This window comes from Ramlibacter cellulosilyticus (genome assembly GCF_014297465.1).
Classification (GTDB): Bacteria; Pseudomonadota; Gammaproteobacteria; order Burkholderiales; family Burkholderiaceae_C; genus Ramlibacter; species Ramlibacter cellulosilyticus.
This window is the reverse complement of record NZ_JACORT010000002.1, coordinates 274,959-292,339: the sequence shown is the minus strand read 5'-3', so window position 1 is coordinate 292,339 and position 17,381 is coordinate 274,959. Positions and strand designations below refer to the sequence as shown.

19 protein-coding genes are annotated in these 17,381 nt (G+C 70.2%); 13 read left to right on the top strand and 6 right to left on the bottom strand.

Annotated features, from left to right (window positions below; all coding sequences use genetic code 11):
- The first annotated feature begins 14 nt into the window (after nucleotides 1–14).
- The 4 genes from H8N03_RS07270 (at nucleotide 15) to H8N03_RS07255 (ending at nucleotide 4,456) form a co-directional block, all read left to right on the top strand.
- Nucleotides 15–1,052, top strand: coding sequence for a TRAP transporter substrate-binding protein (locus H8N03_RS07270; RefSeq protein ID WP_187075490.1), 1,038 nt, complete (start codon nucleotides 15–17; stop codon nucleotides 1,050–1,052).
- The gene (locus tag H8N03_RS07265) at nucleotides 1,053–2,462 is read left to right on the top strand and encodes an amidase (protein WP_187075489.1); all 1,410 of its coding nucleotides are present in this window, start codon (nucleotides 1,053–1,055) and stop codon (nucleotides 2,460–2,462) included.
- Between the two features lie 139 nt (nucleotides 2,463–2,601).
- Entirely contained in the window at nucleotides 2,602–3,669 is a 1,068-nt protein-coding gene (locus H8N03_RS07260; RefSeq protein WP_187075488.1) for a Rossmann-fold NAD(P)-binding domain-containing protein, read from the top strand.
- A gap of 28 nt (nucleotides 3,670–3,697) precedes the next feature.
- Nucleotides 3,698–4,456 (top strand): fumarylacetoacetate hydrolase family protein, encoded by a 759-nt coding sequence (locus tag H8N03_RS07255; RefSeq protein ID WP_187075487.1) that lies wholly within the window; start codon nucleotides 3,698–3,700, stop codon nucleotides 4,454–4,456.
- A gap of 150 nt (nucleotides 4,457–4,606) precedes the next feature.
- On the opposite strand, the gene H8N03_RS07250 is transcribed toward H8N03_RS07255, so the two are convergent.
- Nucleotides 4,607–4,903, bottom strand: a complete 297-nt coding sequence (locus tag H8N03_RS07250) for a hypothetical protein (protein WP_187075486.1) — start codon at nucleotides 4,901–4,903, stop codon at nucleotides 4,607–4,609.
- A 108-nt stretch (nucleotides 4,904–5,011) separates the two neighbouring features.
- On the bottom strand, nucleotides 5,012–5,728 hold the full coding sequence (locus H8N03_RS07245; RefSeq protein ID WP_187075485.1) for a hypothetical protein: 717 nt from the start codon (nucleotides 5,726–5,728) through the stop codon (nucleotides 5,012–5,014).
- Between the two features lie 6 nt (nucleotides 5,729–5,734).
- Between H8N03_RS07245 and H8N03_RS07240 the strand changes: the two genes are divergently transcribed.
- From H8N03_RS07240 to H8N03_RS07220, 5 genes are all read left to right on the top strand, one after another.
- On the top strand, nucleotides 5,735–7,033 hold the full coding sequence (locus H8N03_RS07240) for an MFS transporter (protein ID WP_435531657.1): 1,299 nt from the start codon (nucleotides 5,735–5,737) through the stop codon (nucleotides 7,031–7,033).
- 2 nt (nucleotides 7,034–7,035) lie between these two features.
- Entirely contained in the window at nucleotides 7,036–7,512 is a 477-nt protein-coding gene (locus H8N03_RS07235; RefSeq protein ID WP_187075484.1) for an FKBP-type peptidyl-prolyl cis-trans isomerase, read from the top strand.
- Nucleotides 7,513–7,668: 156 nt separating this feature from the next.
- On the top strand, nucleotides 7,669–8,688 hold the full coding sequence (locus H8N03_RS07230) for a pirin family protein (protein ID WP_187075483.1): 1,020 nt from the start codon (nucleotides 7,669–7,671) through the stop codon (nucleotides 8,686–8,688).
- Nucleotides 8,689–8,826: 138 nt separating this feature from the next.
- A complete protein-coding gene (locus H8N03_RS07225; protein WP_187075482.1) occupies nucleotides 8,827–9,864 on the top strand; it encodes a Bug family tripartite tricarboxylate transporter substrate binding protein in 1,038 nt (345 codons plus the stop codon).
- Between the two features lie 51 nt (nucleotides 9,865–9,915).
- Nucleotides 9,916–10,446 carry a GAF domain-containing protein gene (locus tag H8N03_RS07220; protein ID WP_187075481.1) on the top strand — a complete coding sequence of 177 codons (531 nt, stop codon included), beginning with the start codon at nucleotides 9,916–9,918 and terminating at the stop codon, nucleotides 10,444–10,446.
- A 4-nt stretch (nucleotides 10,447–10,450) separates the two neighbouring features.
- Here the strand turns inward: H8N03_RS07220 and H8N03_RS07215 are convergent, their stop codons facing one another.
- The 4 genes from H8N03_RS07215 to tkt all read right to left on the bottom strand — a co-directional run bounded on the left by H8N03_RS07215 (nucleotide 10,451) and on the right by tkt (nucleotide 14,055).
- Nucleotides 10,451–10,657 (bottom strand): hypothetical protein, encoded by a 207-nt coding sequence (locus tag H8N03_RS07215; protein WP_187075480.1) that lies wholly within the window; start codon nucleotides 10,655–10,657, stop codon nucleotides 10,451–10,453.
- Nucleotides 10,654–10,857 carry a hypothetical protein gene (locus H8N03_RS07210; protein WP_187075479.1) on the bottom strand — a complete coding sequence of 68 codons (204 nt, stop codon included), beginning with the start codon at nucleotides 10,855–10,857 and terminating at the stop codon, nucleotides 10,654–10,656. Before H8N03_RS07210 ends, H8N03_RS07215 begins: the two co-directional genes overlap by 4 nt.
- A 158-nt stretch (nucleotides 10,858–11,015) precedes the next feature.
- On the bottom strand, nucleotides 11,016–12,014 hold the full coding sequence (gene gap, locus H8N03_RS07205; protein WP_187075478.1) for a type I glyceraldehyde-3-phosphate dehydrogenase: 999 nt from the start codon (nucleotides 12,012–12,014) through the stop codon (nucleotides 11,016–11,018).
- Between the two features lie 25 nt (nucleotides 12,015–12,039).
- Nucleotides 12,040–14,055, bottom strand: a complete 2,016-nt coding sequence (gene tkt / locus H8N03_RS07200) for a transketolase (protein WP_187075477.1) — start codon at nucleotides 14,053–14,055, stop codon at nucleotides 12,040–12,042.
- A gap of 109 nt (nucleotides 14,056–14,164) precedes the next feature.
- Between tkt and H8N03_RS07195 the strand changes: the two genes are divergently transcribed.
- The 4 genes from H8N03_RS07195 (at nucleotide 14,165) to H8N03_RS07180 (ending at nucleotide 17,297) form a co-directional block, all read left to right on the top strand.
- The gene (locus tag H8N03_RS07195; RefSeq protein WP_187075476.1) at nucleotides 14,165–14,539 is read left to right on the top strand and encodes an S-adenosylmethionine decarboxylase family protein; all 375 of its coding nucleotides are present in this window, start codon (nucleotides 14,165–14,167) and stop codon (nucleotides 14,537–14,539) included.
- Between the two features lies 1 nt (nucleotide 14,540).
- Entirely contained in the window at nucleotides 14,541–15,239 is a 699-nt protein-coding gene (murU, locus tag H8N03_RS07190; RefSeq protein ID WP_255428103.1) for an N-acetylmuramate alpha-1-phosphate uridylyltransferase MurU, read from the top strand.
- A gap of 18 nt (nucleotides 15,240–15,257) precedes the next feature.
- Nucleotides 15,258–16,655 (top strand): aminopeptidase P N-terminal domain-containing protein, encoded by a 1,398-nt coding sequence (locus tag H8N03_RS07185; RefSeq protein WP_187075475.1) that lies wholly within the window; start codon nucleotides 15,258–15,260, stop codon nucleotides 16,653–16,655.
- Between the two features lie 141 nt (nucleotides 16,656–16,796).
- Nucleotides 16,797–17,297 (top strand): pilin, encoded by a 501-nt coding sequence (locus H8N03_RS07180; RefSeq protein ID WP_187075474.1) that lies wholly within the window; start codon nucleotides 16,797–16,799, stop codon nucleotides 17,295–17,297.
- The last annotated feature ends 84 nt before the right edge of the window (nucleotides 17,298–17,381 follow it).

Below are 17,381 nucleotides of genomic sequence, written 5' to 3'. Positions count from 1 at the left end.
AAAGGACGCCTCCCATGAAACTCGTGAACCTCGCACTGGCCGCCGCACTCGCCTTCGGCGGCGCGACGGCCCAGGCCGACAACCTGAAGCTGCGCGCCGCCGGCAACCTGGTGGCCACCGGCCTGATCCAGCAGACCAAGGAACAGCCTTTCTTCGAGAACTTCGCGAAGAACACCGGCACGCCCATCGACGTGGACTACAAGCCGATGGACGTGCTCGGCGTGAAGGACGCCGACGGCCTGCGCGTGCTGAAGTCGGGCCTGTTCGACATCGTCACGCTGCGCCTCGCGCAGGTTTCGCGCGACGAGCCCTTCTTCCTCGGCCCGGACATCGTGGGCCTCTCCACCGACTACGACACGGCGAAGAAGGTGGTCGACGCCTACCGCGACGTCTTCGACAAGCGCCTGCAGGAGCGCTACAACGGCAAGCTGCTGGGCATCTACCCCTTCGGCCCGCAGGTGCTGTTCTGCAAGACGCCGATCGGCGGCCTGTCCGACCTGAAGGGCAAGAAGGTGCGCGTCTACGACGCGTCGCTCGCCAAGTTCATCGAGAGAATGGGCGGCATCCCGGTCACGATCTCGTTCGGCGAGACGCAGCAGGCCCTGGAGCGCGGCGTGACCGACTGCGCCATCACCGGCCCCAGCTCCGCCAACTCCGCCGGCTGGCCGGAGGTCACGACGCACTTCATGCCCATCGGCTTCCAGAGCGCGCTCAACGCGTACGCGATCAACCTGGACAAGTGGAACAAGCTGCCGGCCGACCAGAAGGCGAAGATCACCGAAGCCTTCAAGAAGTACGAGGCGGAAGTCTGGGGCTACTCGAAGGAGCTGTTCGACGACGCCGTGCGCTGCAACGTCGGCAAGGATCCCTGCAAGACGGTCAAGAAGTACAAGATGACCGACGTGCCGGTGAAGCCCGCGGACACCAAGCTGATCCACGACGCGCTCACCACCGTCTCGCTGCCGACGTGGAGCGAGCAGTGCGACAAGTCCTTCGACAAGTGCTCGGCGACCTGGAAGCAGGTGGTCGGCCCCGTGGTCGGCATCAAGTAGGTGGACGCCGCAACCGGCACCTGGCGGCTGCCCGCCACCGAGCTGGCCCGCCGCTACCGCGCCGGCAGCCTGACGCCCACGCAGGTGGCGCGGTCCTGCCTCGCGCGCCTGGAGGCGGTGAACCCGCGCATCAACGCGGTGGTCGCGCGGCGCGACGCGGCCTTCCTCGCCGAGGCCGCGGCCGCCACCGAGCGCTTCGCGCGGGCCCAGCCGCTGTCTGCCTTCGACGGCATCCCGCTGTCGGTGAAGGACAGCCTCTACACCGCGGACCAGCCGACGACCTGGGGCTGCCCCGCGCTGCGGCAGCATGCGACGGGGCAGGACGAGCTCGCGGTCGCGCGGGCCCGTGCCGCCGGCGCCTTGATCATCGGCAAGACCAACGTGCCCGAGTTCGCGCTGGAGGGCTACACCGCCAACCCGATCTTCGGCGCGACGCGCAATCCATGGGGCCTGGCCCTCACGCCCGGGGGCTCCAGCGGCGGCGCCGTAGCATCCGTCGCGGCGGGCATCACGCCGGTGGCGATCGGCCAGGACGGTGGCGGCTCCATCCGCCGGCCCGCGTCGCACACGGGGCTGGTGGGGCTCAAGCCGAGCCTGTCCGCCGTGCCCCGCGAGCACGTGCTGCCCAGCCTGCTGCTGGATTTCGAGGTGATCGGGCCGCTCGCGCGCACGGTGGCCGATGCGCGCCTGCTGTTCGAGGTGATGCGCGGGGCGGCGGCCGTGGACCGCTCCTCGCTCTCCGCGGCGCTGGCTGCCGCGGGGCCGCGCGTGGCGGGGCCCTTGCGCATCCTGTACGTCGAACGCTTCGGCAGCGCGCCGCTGGACCCGCAGATCGCCGCCAGCGTGGGCCAGGCCGTGCGGCGCCTCGGCGCGCTCGGACACGAAGTGCGCGAAGGACCACTGCCGCTGGACCTCGACTTCTACGCGGAAGCCTGGCCGCAGATCGGGCAGGCCGGGCTGGCGCAGATGTTCGATCGCCGCCCCGACTGGGCGGCACAGGCCTCGCCCAAATACCTGGAGATGGCGGAGAAGGGCCGCGCGATTCCCGCTGCGCGCCTCTGGCAGGTCCTGGAGCAGGTGAAGAAGCTGCGGCGCGACACCGTGGCCTTGTTCGCCGGCGTGGACGTGATCGTGCTGCCTTCGGCGGCGGCGCTGCCCTGGAAGGCGGAGGACGCGTACCCGGCGCACATCGCCGGCCAGGAAGTCGGCCCGCGCGGCCACGCCGTCTACACGGGGTGGGTGAACGCCGCGGGGCTGCCGGGACTCGCGTTGCCCTGCGAACCTTCGTCCACAGGCCTGCCGATCGGGATGCAGCTGGTGGGGCGCTACGGCGCGGACGACGCCTTGCTGGACCTCGGCGCTGCCTACGAAGCGGCCCATCCCTGGGCGCAGCGCTGGCCGGCGCTGTGAGCGCGGACTGCTGCGTTGCAGCGAGTCCGTCGCTTTTGGTCAAAAGCGTTTCGCCTTGAGCATCGCGCCGCAACAGGCGTACCTTACGGCCGGGCAGGTGGTTTGCCCACGCAGTAACCAACAAGCAAAGGAGACATGAATGGCCAAGATCCTGATCCTGGGGGCGTCCTACGGCTCCCTCCTCGCGTCCAAGCTGCTGTTCGCCGGGCACGAGCTGAAGCTGGTGTGCCTGCCGGCCGAGGCGGACCTGATCAACGCGGAAGGATTCCGCGTGCGCATGCCGGTGCGCGGGCGCGCCGGGGAGGTGGAGATCGATTCGCGCAAGCTGCCCGGCAAGGTGAGCGCCGCGGGCACGGGCGACGTGAACCCCGCCGACTACGACCTCGTCGGCCTCGCCATGCAGGAGCCGCAGTACCGCTCGCCCGGCGTGCGCGAGCTGATGGCGGCCGTCGCGAAGTCGCGCGTGCCCTGCATGTCCATCATGAACATGCCGCCGCTCACCTACCTGCGCCGCATCCCGGGCCTGGACGCCGAGGCGTTGAAGCCGGCGTACACCGACGCGAGCGTGTGGGACGGCTTCGAGCCCGGCCTGCTCACGCTGTGCAGCCCCGACCCGCAGGCCGTCCGCCCGCCGGAGGAGAAGGTCAACGTGCTGCAGGTCACGCTGCCGACGAACTTCAAGGCGGCGCGCTTCGACGCCCCGCAAGCCACCGCGCTGCTGCGCCAGCTGGAGGCCGACGTCGACGCCGTGCGCTATCCCGCGCCGGAAGGCCCGATCGAGCTGCCGGTGAAGCTGCGCGTGTCGGAGTCGATCTTCGTGCCGCTGGCGAAGTGGTCCATGCTGCTCGCCGGCAACTACCGCTGCATCACGCCGGACGGCATGCGCACCGCGCAGGAAGCCGTGCACACGGACATCGCCGAATCGAAGTCCGTGTACGACTTCGTGTACGACGTGTGCCTGCGGCTCGGCGCCCGCAACGAGGACCTGGTGCCTTTCGAGAAGTACGCGGCGGCGGCGGCCAGCCTCACGCGCCCCGCGTCGGCGGCACGCGCGCTGAACAACGGCGCACCCTACATCGAGCGGGCCGACAAGCTGGTGCAGCTGGTCGCGCGCCAGCTCGGATTGCGCCATCCGGTGGTCGACCGCATCGTGGACCTGGTGGACACGCGCCTGCACGGCAACCGCGAGGCGGCGAAGAACCGCTAGCATCGGCGGATCATTCGAAGGAGACCCCATGTCGAGCCAACCGCTGGCGGACGCGCTCGTGCGCGCGCACCGCGAAAGCCACACCATCGCCGCCGCCCCGTTCGAGTCCGCGCTGCAGGACGCCGAACAGGCCTACCAGGTGCAGGACGCGGTGGCGCGGGCGATGGGCTGGTTCGACCGGCCCGTGCCGCAGCACTGGAAGTCCGGCGGGCCGTCCAGGAGTGCCACGCTCACGCACGCCGGCCTGCCGCCGCAGCACGTGTGGTCCAGCCCCGCCGATGCGCGCGGCACGCACTTCAACTGGCGCCTGATCGAAGCCGAGGTCGCGCTGCGCCTGGGCCGCGACGTGGCGCCTGGCGACGCAGCCGCGTTCAACCCGGCGGCGGCGCACCAGTGGCTGGACGGCATGTGCGTCTCCATGGAGATCGTGGATTCACGCTGGGAGAACCGCGCGGCCACGGCCTTGCTGAAGCTGGCGGACCTGCAGTCGCACGGGGCGCTGGTGCTCGGCGCCTGGAAGCCGTTCTCGCCGCGCGACTGGTCGCAGCAGGCGTGCACGGTGCAGGTCGGCGACGCCGCGCCGCAATCGTTCCAGGGCACGCACTCGCTGGGCGATCCGGCGTGGCTGCTGCCGATCTGGCTGCGGCACGTGACGCGGCATGGGGCGACGGTGCCGAAGGGCACCGTCGTGACCACCGGCACCTGGTGCGGCATGCTGGAGGCGAAGGCCGGCGACAGGGTGAAGGCGGTGTTCGAGGGGATCGGGGAAGCGGAAGTGCAGTTGTAGGGTTCGCGCGGGCGCCGATCGGTGGGGTTCGCGTCCGCCCACCTTCCGCGGCTTCGCCGCGCCACCCTACGAACCCGCACGCATCCGTCTTCGTAGGGTGGCGGCGCGTAGCGCCGGACGGTGAACGAAGTGAACCCCACCGATCCCGTCTCACGCCGCCAGCGCCAGCACCCGCGTCCGCGGCCGCAACGCCACGCGCTCCGCCTCCAGCCCCCGCGCCAGCGCCTCCATCCCCCCGCGCCGCGCCGCCTCCATCAACGTCAGGTCCAGCACGTCCCGCTGCGCATGGCTGCCGCCGAACCGGTGCGCGCCGCTGCGCACGCGCCGCAGCAGCTGCACGCACAGCGCATGGTCCCCATGCGCGAACGCACGGATCGCACGGGCCGCGTCGTGCCCCACCTCGGCGGTAAACGCGCGGTTGTCGTCCTCCCGCTGCATCGCGTCCACCTGCGCCTCCAGCACCGCCGCCTGCGCCTTCTCGCGTCCCGCACCGCAATACCGCCAGCGCTTCGGGCGGCTCGCGCGCGAGCTGCAGGAGATGGCCGCGCCGGGCCGCTAGGAGCAGCGCACCCGCACGAGGCCTGCGCCAGCACCTTCGGTGACGTCCGCGAGCGTGGCCCCGTCCTGCGCGAGCCGGTAGCGACGCCACGCGAGTCGCGTGCTGCCTTCCCCGCGCAGGCGGGCGACCACGTCGAGCTGCCGCGCATCCCGCGGGTCCGCGACGGCGGCGAGCACGGTGCCGCTGCTCTCGTGGAAGCGGACGCTGTCGCCCGCGAGCGCCAGGCGCGATTCCGCACCGGGCTGCGCGCACGCCCGGCGGTCCGCCGCCCACGTGCCGTGGAAGGCGGGTGGCACCGGCGGGGCGGCGGCCTCGACGGCTTCCAGCGTCATCTCCACCGGCGTGCCCGGGTGGCTGCGCAGGCGCAGGCGCGCCGGCTGCTGTTCCAGCACGTCGACGGGATGCGTTTGCGAGTCCTCCACCATCGCCAGCCGGCCGCCCTCCTCCCGCCAGCGACCCTGCGCCACCTGGCTGCCCGGCGTGGCGACGAGCAGCGTGCCGCCTGGCAGGAAGACATAGAGCGACCCGGCCGCCACGCTGCCGGATGCCGTGACGCGCCACACTTGCGACGCGAGAGCGTCCGTCGCGAGCGCCACCGGTGCGGCGGGCGCGGGAGGGTCGGCCGGGGCGGGCGCGGGCTGCGGCGCTTCCGTCCGCGAACACCCGGCGGCCGCGAGCGCGGCGAGCAGTGCGAAAGCGATGCGGGCAGGCATGCCCCGATGATCTCCCGCCACGCCGTCGCCCGCTGTCAGCCCGCGCCGCGCGATCCCGCTAAAGTGCACGGCTTGACCTCCGCCGCCTCCACCCGCAGCGCCTGGCTGATGCTGCTGGTGCTGATCTCCGGATTCGCCCTCAGCCAGGCGTTCCGCACCGCCGCCGCGATCATGGCGCCGCCGCTGCAGCAGGCCTTCGGCCTCACGCCGCAGCAGCTGGGCCTGTTCGCCGGCGCCTTCCACTTCGCTTTCGGCGGGCTGCAGCTGTTCATGGGCATGGGCATCGACGTGTACGGCGTGCGGCGCACGGTGCTCGCGGTCTTTCCGCTGACGGTGGCCGGTGCGCTCGTCACGGCGTATGCCGACAGCTACGCGGGCCTGCTGTTCGGACAGGCCCTCACCGGCGTCGGCTGCGCGCCCGCTTTTCTCGTGTGCACGGTGTTCATCGCGCGGCGCTTCCCGTCCGAACGCTATGCATCGGTGAACGGCGCGGCGCTGGGCATCGGCTCCGTCGGCCTGCTGCTCACGGGCACGCCGCTGGCCTGGGTAATCCAGGCCTGGGGCTGGCGCTCGGGCTACGTCGCCCTCGCGGCGTGCGCCGTGCTCGCGTGGCTCGCGATCCTGGTGTTCGTGCGCGAGGATGCGCCCGTGCACACGGAGCGTCCCAACGTGCTCGCGGCCCTGCGCGGCTACGGCGAGCTGTTCCGCCTGCCGCAGACGGCGGGGATCATCGGCCTGTCGCTCTTCACGTACGCGTCCTTCCTCTCGCTGCGCGGCTTGTGGCTGGGCCCGCTGCTGATCGACCGCTACCAGTTCACGCTGGTGGGCAGCGGCAACGTGGCGGTGGCGATCTCGGTGCTCGGCATGGTCGGCCCCCCGCTCTTCGGCCGGCTCGACCCGGGAGACGCGCAGAAGCGCCGCCGCTGGATCGCGCGCTACACCATCGGCTGCGCGGCGCTGTTCGCCGCGATGGCGTTCGCGCTGCCCGCTTCGCTGGAAGTGGCGCTGGCGCTCGGCGTGGGCATCGTCTCCGGCTACATGGTGATGCAGTACGCAGACGTGCGTGCGACCTACCCGGCGCGCATGACCGGCCGGGCGATGGCCGTGTTCACCATGGCGATGTTCCTCGGCGTCGCGCTGATGCAGTGGCTCACCGGCCTGGCCGCGTCCGCCGCGGCCGTGCTGCACGTGGAGACGTACACGGCCGTGTTCGCCGCCATCGCGTTCTTCCTCGTGCTGGGCACGTGCCTCTACCGCTTCCTCCCCGGCCCCCGCACCGCGGGCGCGGAACCGTCACAATCCTGAGCATGAACATCACGAAGGACACGGTCGTCACCCTGCAATACCGGGTGGCGGACAGCAACGGCCGCCTCATCGAGCAGAGCAAGACCCCCATGGTCTACCTGCACGGCGGCTACGAGAACACGCTCCCGAAGATCGAGGAAGCGCTGGAAGGCAAGGACGCGGGCCACGAGGTCACGCTGGACCTGCAACCCGAGGACGCCTTCGGCGTGCGCGACGAGTCGCTCGTGCGCGTGATCCCGAAGAGCGAGTTCCCGCCCGGCGTGAAGGTCGGCGGCCAGCTCCAGGGCCACACCGACGACGGCACGCCGCACGTCTTCCACGTCATGAAGATCAAGGGCCCCGAGGTCCACCTCGACGGCAACCACCCGCTCGCGGGCAAGGCGCTCAAGTTCCACCTCAAGGTCACCGCCGTCCGCCCCGCCACCGCCGAGGAGATCGCCCACCGGCATGTGCACGGCGAGCACGGGCACCATCATTGACGGTGGCTGGTCAGGGAATTTGAACGCAGAGGTCGCAAAGGTACGCAGAGGTCGCAGAGGAAAACCCAACGAGAGGATTCCTCTGCGACCTCTGCGTCATCTCTGCGACCTCTGCGTTCCTCTTGACCGATTCGCAACCGCCCTCATCTCCGGAAGATGTCCACTCCCATCCTCTCCGTCCGTCCCCTCGGCTTCCCCTGGGAAACCGCGGATCCCTTCCTCTTCTGCGCGTACCACGACGATGCGTATCCGCGCGGCAACGGGAAGATGGGGCCGGCCGTGTCGCTGGCGGGGCGGGACATCGGACAGGACTTCAGCCGCAAGGACGGCTGGAGCATGTACCACGGCGACAGCGTGCCGGGCTTTCCCGCGCATCCGCACCGCGGCTTCGAGACGGTGACCATCGTGCGCAAGGGCCTCATCGACCACAGCGACTCGCTGGGTGCCGTCGCGCGCTTCGGCGGCGGCGACGTGCAGTGGGTGACCGCGGGGAAGGGCATCGTGCACTCCGAGATGTTCCCGCTGCTCAAGACGGGCGAGGACAACCCGCTGGAGCTGTTCCAGATCTGGCTGAACCTGCCGAAGCGCAGCAAGATGGCCGAGCCGCACTTCACCATGTTCTGGAACGAGCAGGTGCCCCGCGCCGTGCTCGCCGATGCGCAGGACCGCAAGACCGAGGTCGCGGTGATCGCCGGCAGCTTCGGCGACCTGCGCTCCCTCGCGCCGCCGCCCGATTCCTGGGCGGCCGACCCGAAGTCCGACGTCGCGATCTGGACCCTGCGCATGGAGCCGGGTGCCGGCGTGCAGCTGCCGCCCGCCACGCTCGCCGGCACGCGCCGCACGCTCTACTTCTTCAAGGGCGCGGCCGCCAGCGTGTCCGGCCAGCCGGTGCAAGGGCCGGTGGCGATCTCGCTCGATGCGGGCGTGGAAGTCGCCATCCAGGCCGGCGACGGCGTGTGCGAGTTCCTGCTGCTGCAAGGCCAGCCCATCGCCGAGCCGGTCGCGCAGTACGGGCCGTTCGTGATGAACACGCAGCAGGAGATCATGCAGGCGATGCAGGACTACCGCCGCACGCAGTTCGGCGGCTGGTCCTTCCCGGACCAGGCGCCGGTGCACGGCAGCGAGCCGGATCGCTTCGCGCGGTATCCGGACGGGCGCGAAGAGCGCCCGGCGTGACAGGAAAGCGACAGGCTCGGCCCGCGGCCTAGGGGTTTCCCAGCGAAATCCCGGCCGTTAGGCAATCGGCTGATTGGGCGCCGCGCGATGCGGCGCTTACAAATTCCTTTCTTGCTGTCACACAAGAAGGAAGTCCACATGAAGTCCACCCTCGCGCGCGCCTCCTCCGCAGGCCTGCTGCTCGCTGCCGCGTGCACCGCGTCGTTCGCGCAGAACACCACCGCGCCCCTTGTCATCAAGAAGGCACCGCCCACGGCCGCCGCCGTGCCGGTCACCACGTGGCCGACGAAACCCGTCAAGCTGCTGATCGGCTTTCCGCCGGGCTCCGTGCAGGACCTGTCCGCGCGCGCCATCTCCGAGCAGCTGTCGAAGGTGCTCGGCCAGCCCGTGCTGGTGGAGAACAAGAGCGGCGCCGCCGGCACCATCGCCGGCGACCAGGTCGCGAAGGCAAGCGACCAGCACACCTTCGGCGTCATGAACAACAGCCAGCTCACGATCGCCAAGATGCTCAATCCCGCGATCGGCTACGACCCCGAGCGCGACCTCGCGCCCGTCGCGCTGATCGGCACCACGCCCATGGTGCTGGTGGTGAGCGCGCAGGCGGCCGGCAGCACGCCGCAGGAATGGCTCACGTGGCTGCGCAACCAGGGCTCCAAGGCGAGCTACGGTTCGCCCGGCACCGGCACGCCGGGCCACCTCGGGATGGAGCTGGTCAAGAGCCGCGCCGGCTTCGACGCCATGCACGTGCCTTACCAGGGCAACCCCCACATCATCACCGCGATGATCGGCGGCCAGCTGCAGGCCGCGCTGCTGCCGCCCGGCCTCGCCTTGCAGCAGGTGAAGGCCGGCAAGATGAAGGCGGTCGGCGTGACCTCGGAGCGCCGCAGCGTGCTCGCGAGCGACCTGCCGACGCTGCGCGAAGTGGGCGTGATGGGCGCCGACGTGGAACTGTGGACCGCGCTCGCGGGCCCCGCCTCGCTGCCGCCCGCCGTGCGCGAGAAGATGGCCGCCGCGGTGATCGAGGTGGTGAAGGGCGAGGAGACCCGGCAGCGCCTGATCGGCGTGGGCTGGCAGCCGGCGCCTTCCACCGCCGAGGGCCTGAAGATCCGCATCAAGACCGACGTCAAGAGCTTCGGCGGCATCATCATGATGCGCAACATCCGCGCGGAGAGCTGAGCGAGAGGAGTCCCTCTTGCCAGGCGGCGGCAGCTTCCTATACTGCCGTCGATGTCCGACCAGGGAACCCTGAGCGCCGAAGAGCGCGCGATCGTCGAGGCCGCCGCGGCGCGTGCCCGCGGCGCGCTGCACTCCGGCAGCCCCTTGCGGGACGTCCTGTCGGTGCTGACGGCCGCCGTCGAGGCGCTCGGCAAGCACCGCGTCGTCGCCTCCATCCTGGTCCTCGACCGCGAAGGGCTGCTGCGCAACGGCGCATCGCCCAACCTCCCCGCCGACTACCTCGACGCCATCGACCGGCTCAAGCCCGACCCGCGGGTCGGCACGTGCGCGGCCGCGGCGGCGACCGGGGAGGTGGTGGAGACGCCCAGCTTCCTGGAGGACGCGCGCTGGTCCGAGCTGCGCCACCTGCCGATGGCGCTGGGTTTCGCCGGCGCGTGGAGCATGCCCATCAAGCGGGAAGGCCGCGTGCTCGGCACCTTCGGCACCTACTTCCGCGAGCGGCGCCGCCCGACCGCCGCGGAGCGCGCCGCCATGGGCGTGCTGGCGCCGGTGGCCGCCGAGGCCATCGCCGGCGCCTGGTAGCACGCTACTGCCACAGGCATTTCTGGCACCAGGCGGCGCCGAACTGGCGCACGCAGTCGTCCCACACGCCTTCGGCCGCACGCTTGGGGAACCAGCTGCGGTTGGCGTGGCAGTCGGGGGCTTCGGCGACGGGCGTGCCGCACGCGGCGACGGCCAGGGCCGCGACCGCGAGCCCCGCGCGCAGCGCACGTCCCAGGCGGGAGGCGTTCATCGGTTCAGGCACTCGCGGCAGGCCGCCTGGCCCATCTGGCGCTCGCAGGCTTCCACGACGTAGTGGCGCTCCTGCGTGTTGAGGTAACCGCGGAAGAGGCGGCACTGGTCTTCGGCGCGCTGCTCGGGGGACGCGGGCGGGCTCTGGCAGGCGGCGAGCAGCGCAGTGCCGCACAGGAGAAAGGCAAGGCGGATGGGCATGGCGTCGCTCCTTGGGACGCATGCATGGTCCGGCCGCGGCGTGCGCGGCGGTAGGGGACCAAGGTCTTACGGCGGCGGGGGAATAAAAAAGGCGCCCGGTGGGGGCGCCTCATGGATCCCGGCTTGCGCCGGGATGACGAGCTCCTGACGTTCGCTCGTCACTTCGCCACGACGCGGACCATCTCCAGGCACTTGTTCGAGTAGCCCCACTCGTTGTCGTACCAGCTCACCAGCTTGACGAAGGTACCATCCAGCGCGATGCCGGCGTCGGCGTCGAAGATGGAGGTGCGGGCGTCGCCCACGAAGTCAGTCGCGACGACCTTGTCTTCGGTGTAGCCCAGGATGCCCTTGAGCGCGCCTTCGCTCTGCGCCTTCATCTCGGCGCAGATCTCGGCGTAGGTCGCCGGCTTCTCGAGTTCCACGGTCAGGTCGACGACGGAGACGTCGGAGGTCGGCACGCGGAAGGACATGCCGGTCAGCTTCTTGTTCAGCTCGGGGATCACCACGCCCACCGCCTTGGCCGCGCCGGTGGACGAGGGGATGATGTTCTCCAGGATGCCGCGGCCGCCGCGCCAGTCCTTGTTGGACGGGCCGTCGACGGTCTTCTGCGTCGCGGTGGCGGCGTGCACGGTGGTCATCAGGCCGCGCTTGATGCCCCACTTGTCGTTCATCACCTTGGCGAGCGGCGCCAGGCAGTTGGTCGTGCACGAGGCGTTGGAGATGATCTCCTCGCCCTTGTACTTCTGGTGGTTCACGCCGAAGACGAACATGGGCGTGTCGTCCTTCGACGGCGCGGACATGATCACCTTCTTCGCGCCGGCCTGGATGTGCTTCTGCGCGCCGTCCTTGGACAGGAAGATGCCGGTGGACTCGATCACCACGTCGGCGCCGACCTCGCCCCACTTGAGCGCGGCGGGATCCTTCTCCTGGGTCAGGCGGATCTTCTTGCCGTTGACGATCAGGGTGTTGCCCTCGACGGCGATCGTGCCCTTGAAGCGGCCGTGCACCGAGTCGTACTGCAGCATGTAGGCCAGGTAGTCCGGCTCCAGCAGGTCGTTGATGCCGACGATCTCGATGTCGGGGAAGTTCTGCACCGCCGAGCGCAGGACGTTGCGGCCGATGCGGCCGAATCCGTTGATGCCAACCTTGATAGCCATACCACTGCTCCTTTGAACTGAAACCTTAAGCCTGCTGCAACACCGCCCTGACGGTGTCCGCGACGTTTTCGGGCGTGAAGCCGAAGTGCTTGAACAGCACATTAGCAGGAGCCGACTCGCCGAAGGTGTCGATGCCCACCACGGCAGCGCAGCCGTACTTCCACCAGAAGTCGGTCACGCCGGCTTCCACGGCGATGCGCGGCACCTCGGCCGGCAGCACGCTTTCCTTGTAGTCGCGGTCCTGGCGGTCGAAGGTCGTCGTGCTGGGCATGGACACCACGCGCACCGCCACGCCCTCCGCGGCCAGCTGCTCGCGCGCCTTCAGCGCCAGCTGCACTTCGGAGCCGGTGGCGATGATCACCGCGTCGGCCTCTTCGTCTTCGCCGGCCAGCACGTAGGCGCCGCGGGCGATGTCGCCCAGCGTCGTCTTGGCCGCGTACGGCAGGTTCTGGCGCGACAGCAGCAAGGCGGTCGGGCGGTTCGCGTTCTCCAGCGCGACGCCCCAGGCGACGGCGGTCTCGGCCGTGTCGGCCGGACGCCAGACGTCCAGGCCGGGAATCAGGCGCAGGCTCGCGGCGTGCTCGATCGACTGGTGCGTCGGGCCGTCCTCGCCGAGGCCGATGGAGTCGTGCGTGAACACGTGGATCACGCGCCGCTTCATCAGCGCCGCCATGCGGATCGCGTTGCGGCTGTAGTCGCTGAAGGTCAGGAACGTGCCGCCGTAAGGGATGTAGCCGCCGTGCAGCGCCACGCCGTTCATGATCGCGGCCATGCCGAACTCGCGCACGCCGTAGTTGATGTGGCGGCCGACCTTGCCGTCGGCCAGCACCACGTCGCCGGACTGGTCGAAGCGCAGCGCAGGCGTCCTCTTCGTGTTCGTGAGGTTGGAGCCGGTGAGGTCGGCCGAGCCGCCCAGCATCTCGGGCAGGGCGGCGGTGAAGGCTTCCAGCGCGATCTGCGAGGCCTTGCGCGAAGCGACGGTCTCGGCCTTCTCGTTGGCGGAGGCGACGGCCTGCGCCACGATGTCGGCGAAGTTGGCGGGCAGCTGGCCCTTCATGCGGCGCACGAATTCGGCGGCGAGCTCCGGATGCTCGGCGCGGTAGGCGGCGAAACGCGCGTCCCAGGCGGACTCCAGCTCGTCGCCCTTGGCGCGCGCGTCCCACTCGTCGTACACGCCTTGCGGCAGCACGAAGGGCTCGTGCTCCCAGCCCAGCGCCGTGCGCGTGAGCTTGATCTCGTCGGCGCCCAGCGGCTCGCCGTGCGCCTTGGCGGTGTTGGCGCGGTTGGGCGAGCCCTTGCCGATGTGCGTCTTGCACACGACCAGCGTCGGCTTCTCCGCGCTGCGGCGCGCGTCGGCGATCGCGCGGTCCACGGCCTCGATGTCGTGCCCGTCGATGGGGCCGATCACGTTCCAGCCGTAGGCGCGGAAGCGCGCGGGGGTGTCGTCGATGAACCAGGGCGTGACCTGGCCGTCGATGGAAATGCCGTTGTCGTCGTAGAGGGCAACCAGCTTGTTCAGCTTCCAGGCGCCGGCGAGCGCGCAGGCTTCGTGGCTGATGCCTTCCATGAGGCAGCCGTCGCCCAGGAACACATACGTGTGGTGGTCGACGACGGCGTGGCCGGGCTTGTTGAATTCAGCGGCCAGCAGCTTCTCGGCGAGCGCCATGCCCACGGCATTCGTGATGCCCTGGCCCAGCGGGCCGGTGGTGGTCTCGATGCCGGGGGTCACGTCCACTTCGGGGTGGCCGGGGGTCTTGCTGTGCAGCTGGCGGAAGCCCTTGAGCTCGCCCACGGGGAGGTCGTAGCCCGTGAGGTGCAGCAACGCGTACACCAGCATCGAGGCGTGGCCGTTGGACAGCACGAAGCGGTCGCGGTCGGCCCAGTGGGGGTTCTTCGGGTTGTGCCGCAGGTGGCGGTGCCAGAGGGCGACGGCGATGTCCGCCATGCCCATGGGCGCGCCCGGGTGGCCCGAGTTCGCTTGTTGCACGGCGTCCATGGCCAACGCGCGGATCGCGTTCGCCATCAGGGATTCGTTGGCCATTCGGGGGCAGCTCCGGGAGGGGTGTCAGGGGAAACCCGGCATTTTAAAGGAGCGGGCCGGCGCGACTTCCTTGGCAGGTCAATGCGGCTGCTTGGCATACATTCAGGGCATGAAGGGCCTGCACCTGACCGCCGACCTGTACCGCTGCCGCTGCGAAGCGGCGTGGCTCACGGACGCGGCGAAGCTCGGCGCCTGGTGCGTGGAGGCCGTGCAGGCCGTCGGCCTGGAGGCCGTGGACCACTTGTTCCACACCTTTCCCGCCACGGCCAAGGGCCCGGGCGGCGTCACCGCCACGGTGCTGCTGGCCGAGTCGCACGTCTGCCTGCACACCTGGCCCGAGGAGCGGGCCGTGACCTGCGACGTGTACGTCTGCAATTTCAGCGGCGACCACTCCGCCAAGGCGCGGGGGCTGATGTACGCGCTGGTGAACCGCTTCCAGCCCGAATGGACCGAACAACGCTCCCTCGACCGGGGAGAGGAATGACATGAGCATCGCGCAGGCCATGATCCTGGCCGCAGGGAGGGGCGAGCGCATGCGCCCCCTCACCGACACCTGCCCCAAGCCCCTGCTGAAGGTCAAGGGCAAGCCCCTGCTCGAATACCACCTGGATGCCTTCGCGCAGGGCGGCTTCCGCGACGTGGTCGTCAACACGGCCTGGCTCGGCGAGCAGATCGAGGACCACTACGGCCACGAGACCGCGCAAGGCGCGCGCATCGTGTACTCGCACGAGGGCAAGGACTTCGGGGGCGCGCTGGAGACGGCCGGCGGCATCGCCCGTGCGTTGCCCAAGCTGGCGGACGCCTTCTGGCTCGTCGCGGGGGACGTCTGGATGCCCGGCTTCCTCTTCACGCGGGCGGCCTACGACCGCTTCTGCGCGAGCGGCGACCTCGCGCACCTGATCCTCGTGCCCAACCCGGCGCACAACCCGAAGGGCGACTTCGGCCTGTCGCCGGACGGCCGCGCGCTGAACCAGGCGGACACGCGCCACACCTATTCCACCGTGGCGCTGCTGCGGAAGGACCTGTTCGCGTCGCTGCCCGCGGGCAATCCGCAGGGCCTGAAGGTCAAGCTCGCCCCCTTGCTGCGAACCGCCATGGACCAGGGGCGTGTCGGCGCGGAGCTCTACCACGGCCCCTGGGTGGACGTGGGCACCCCCGAGCGGCTGGCCCAGCTCAACGCCTGATTCCCGGACAATGACCCCATGAACACCACCGTGCCCACCTCCGTCTACGCGCAGCGCCGCGCACGCATGGCGGCGCAGCTTGGCGCCAACGGCATCGCGCTGATCCCCACCGCGCCCGAGCGCCAGCGCAACCGCGATTCCGACTTCCTCTTCCGGCACGACAGCTACTTCTACTACCTGACCGGCTTCACCGAGCCGAACGCGTGGCTGGTGGTGACAGGCGACGGCAGGAGCACGCTCTTCTGCCAGCCCAAGGACCTGGAACGGGAGATCTGGGACGGCTACCGCCTCGGCCCCGAAGCGGCCGTAGGCGCCCTCGGCGTCGATGCCGCCTTCTCCATCGGCGAGCTGGACCAGCAGCTGCCCCGCCTGCTGGAAAACCGCGACACGGTGTGGTTCCCCTTCGCCACGCACCAGGGCCTGGAGCAGCGCGTGGCGGGCTGGCTGAACCAGGTGCGCGCCCGCGTCCGCTACGGCGCGTTGTGCCCCGAGCAGCAGCGCGACCTGTGCGCCGTGCTCGACGAGATGCGCCTCGTGAAGGACGCGCACGAGCAGGACATCATGCGCCGCGCCGCGGCCATCAGCGCCCGCGCCCACGTGCGGGCCATGCAGGCCAGCGCCCGCATGCTGCGCGAAGGCAGGGACGTGCGCGAGTACCACCTCGACGCGGAGCTGATGCACGAGTTCCGCATGGGCGGTTCGCAATATCCCGCCTACAGCTCCATCGTCGCCGCCGGTCCCAACGCCTGCGTTCTGCACTACCGCGCCGACGTGGCGCCGGTGCGCCCCGGCGAGCTGGTGCTGATCGACGCCGGCTGCGAGCTCGATGGCTACGCCAGCGACATCACGCGCACCTTCCCCGCCGACGGCAGGTTCACCGGAGCGCAGCGCGCGCTCTACGACCTGGTGCTGGCCTCGCAGGAAGCGGCGGTCGCGGCCACGAAGCCCGGCGCGCGCTTCACCGACCCGCACGAGGCGGCGGTGAAGGTGCTGGCGCAAGGCATGCTGGACGTGAAGCTGCTGGACGCGAACAAGGTCGGCACGCTGGACGACGTGATCGAGAAGCGCGCCTACTTCCCCTTCTACATGCACCGCACCGGCCACTGGCTGGGGATGGATGTCCACGACTGCGGCAGCTACGTGGAGCCGGGCGAGGTGGGGCAGGTGAGCGAGCGCAAGGACCCGCTCTCGGGCGAGACCATCAAGAACCGCCCGAGCCGCATCCTGCAGCCGGGCATGGTGCTCACCATCGAGCCGGGCATCTACGTGCGCCCCGGCGAAGGCGTGCCGGAGCAGTTCCACCACATCGGCATCCGCATCGAGGACGACGCCATCGTGACGCCGCAGGGCTGCGAGCTGATCACGCGGGGCGTGCCGGTCAAGGCGGACGAGATCGAAGCGCTGATGCGGCCCTGAGCGGTCGCGGGCTTAGCCCGAAATTGTTCAGTTGTGACAATTCCTGTCAGCCGGGGCGGCCCGGTCGTGCGGTTTTTCACGTTTGTCGCCTTGGCATGCCGCTTGCCTTTCCGCCCGACAAGGCATTTGGGGGCCGCGAGCATGGGAAGACGCAATCAGGCGGGGTTCAGCATCGTCGAAGTGGTCATCACGGCCTGCGTGGTGGCCGTCCTCTCGTCCGTCGCGCTCACGCAGTACCGGGAGTTCACGCGGCGGGCCAAGGTCTCCGAAGTGGTCCTGGCCGGCAACCAGTGCAAGACCATGGTGTCGGAGGCCTACCCGGTGCGTGACACCGCGCCGCCGGCCGGAGGCTGGGGATGCGAGACGGCCAGCGCGGGCACGAAGTACGCCGGCGCGGTCCGGACTTCCTCGAACGGCGTCATCCGCGTGACGATCGAGAACGTCGAGCCGCTGCTGAACGGTCGCCACGTCTTCTTCGTGCCTTCCAAGCCGGGTTCGGACGCGGGCCTCGTCACGCCCAACGACCTGGGGGTCAGCGTGCGCGCCTGGATCTGCGGGTCCGACTGGGAACCGGCGCGGAACTCGCTGCCGGCGAACTGCCGCATCGACACGACCACGTTCGCGTCCGACGACTTCGAGTGAACCTCGTCCGGCAACGCTGAGCCATCGTGGCTCAGCGTTGTGCATCCGGATACACAAGCACCACAAACCGATACGCCTCTTCCA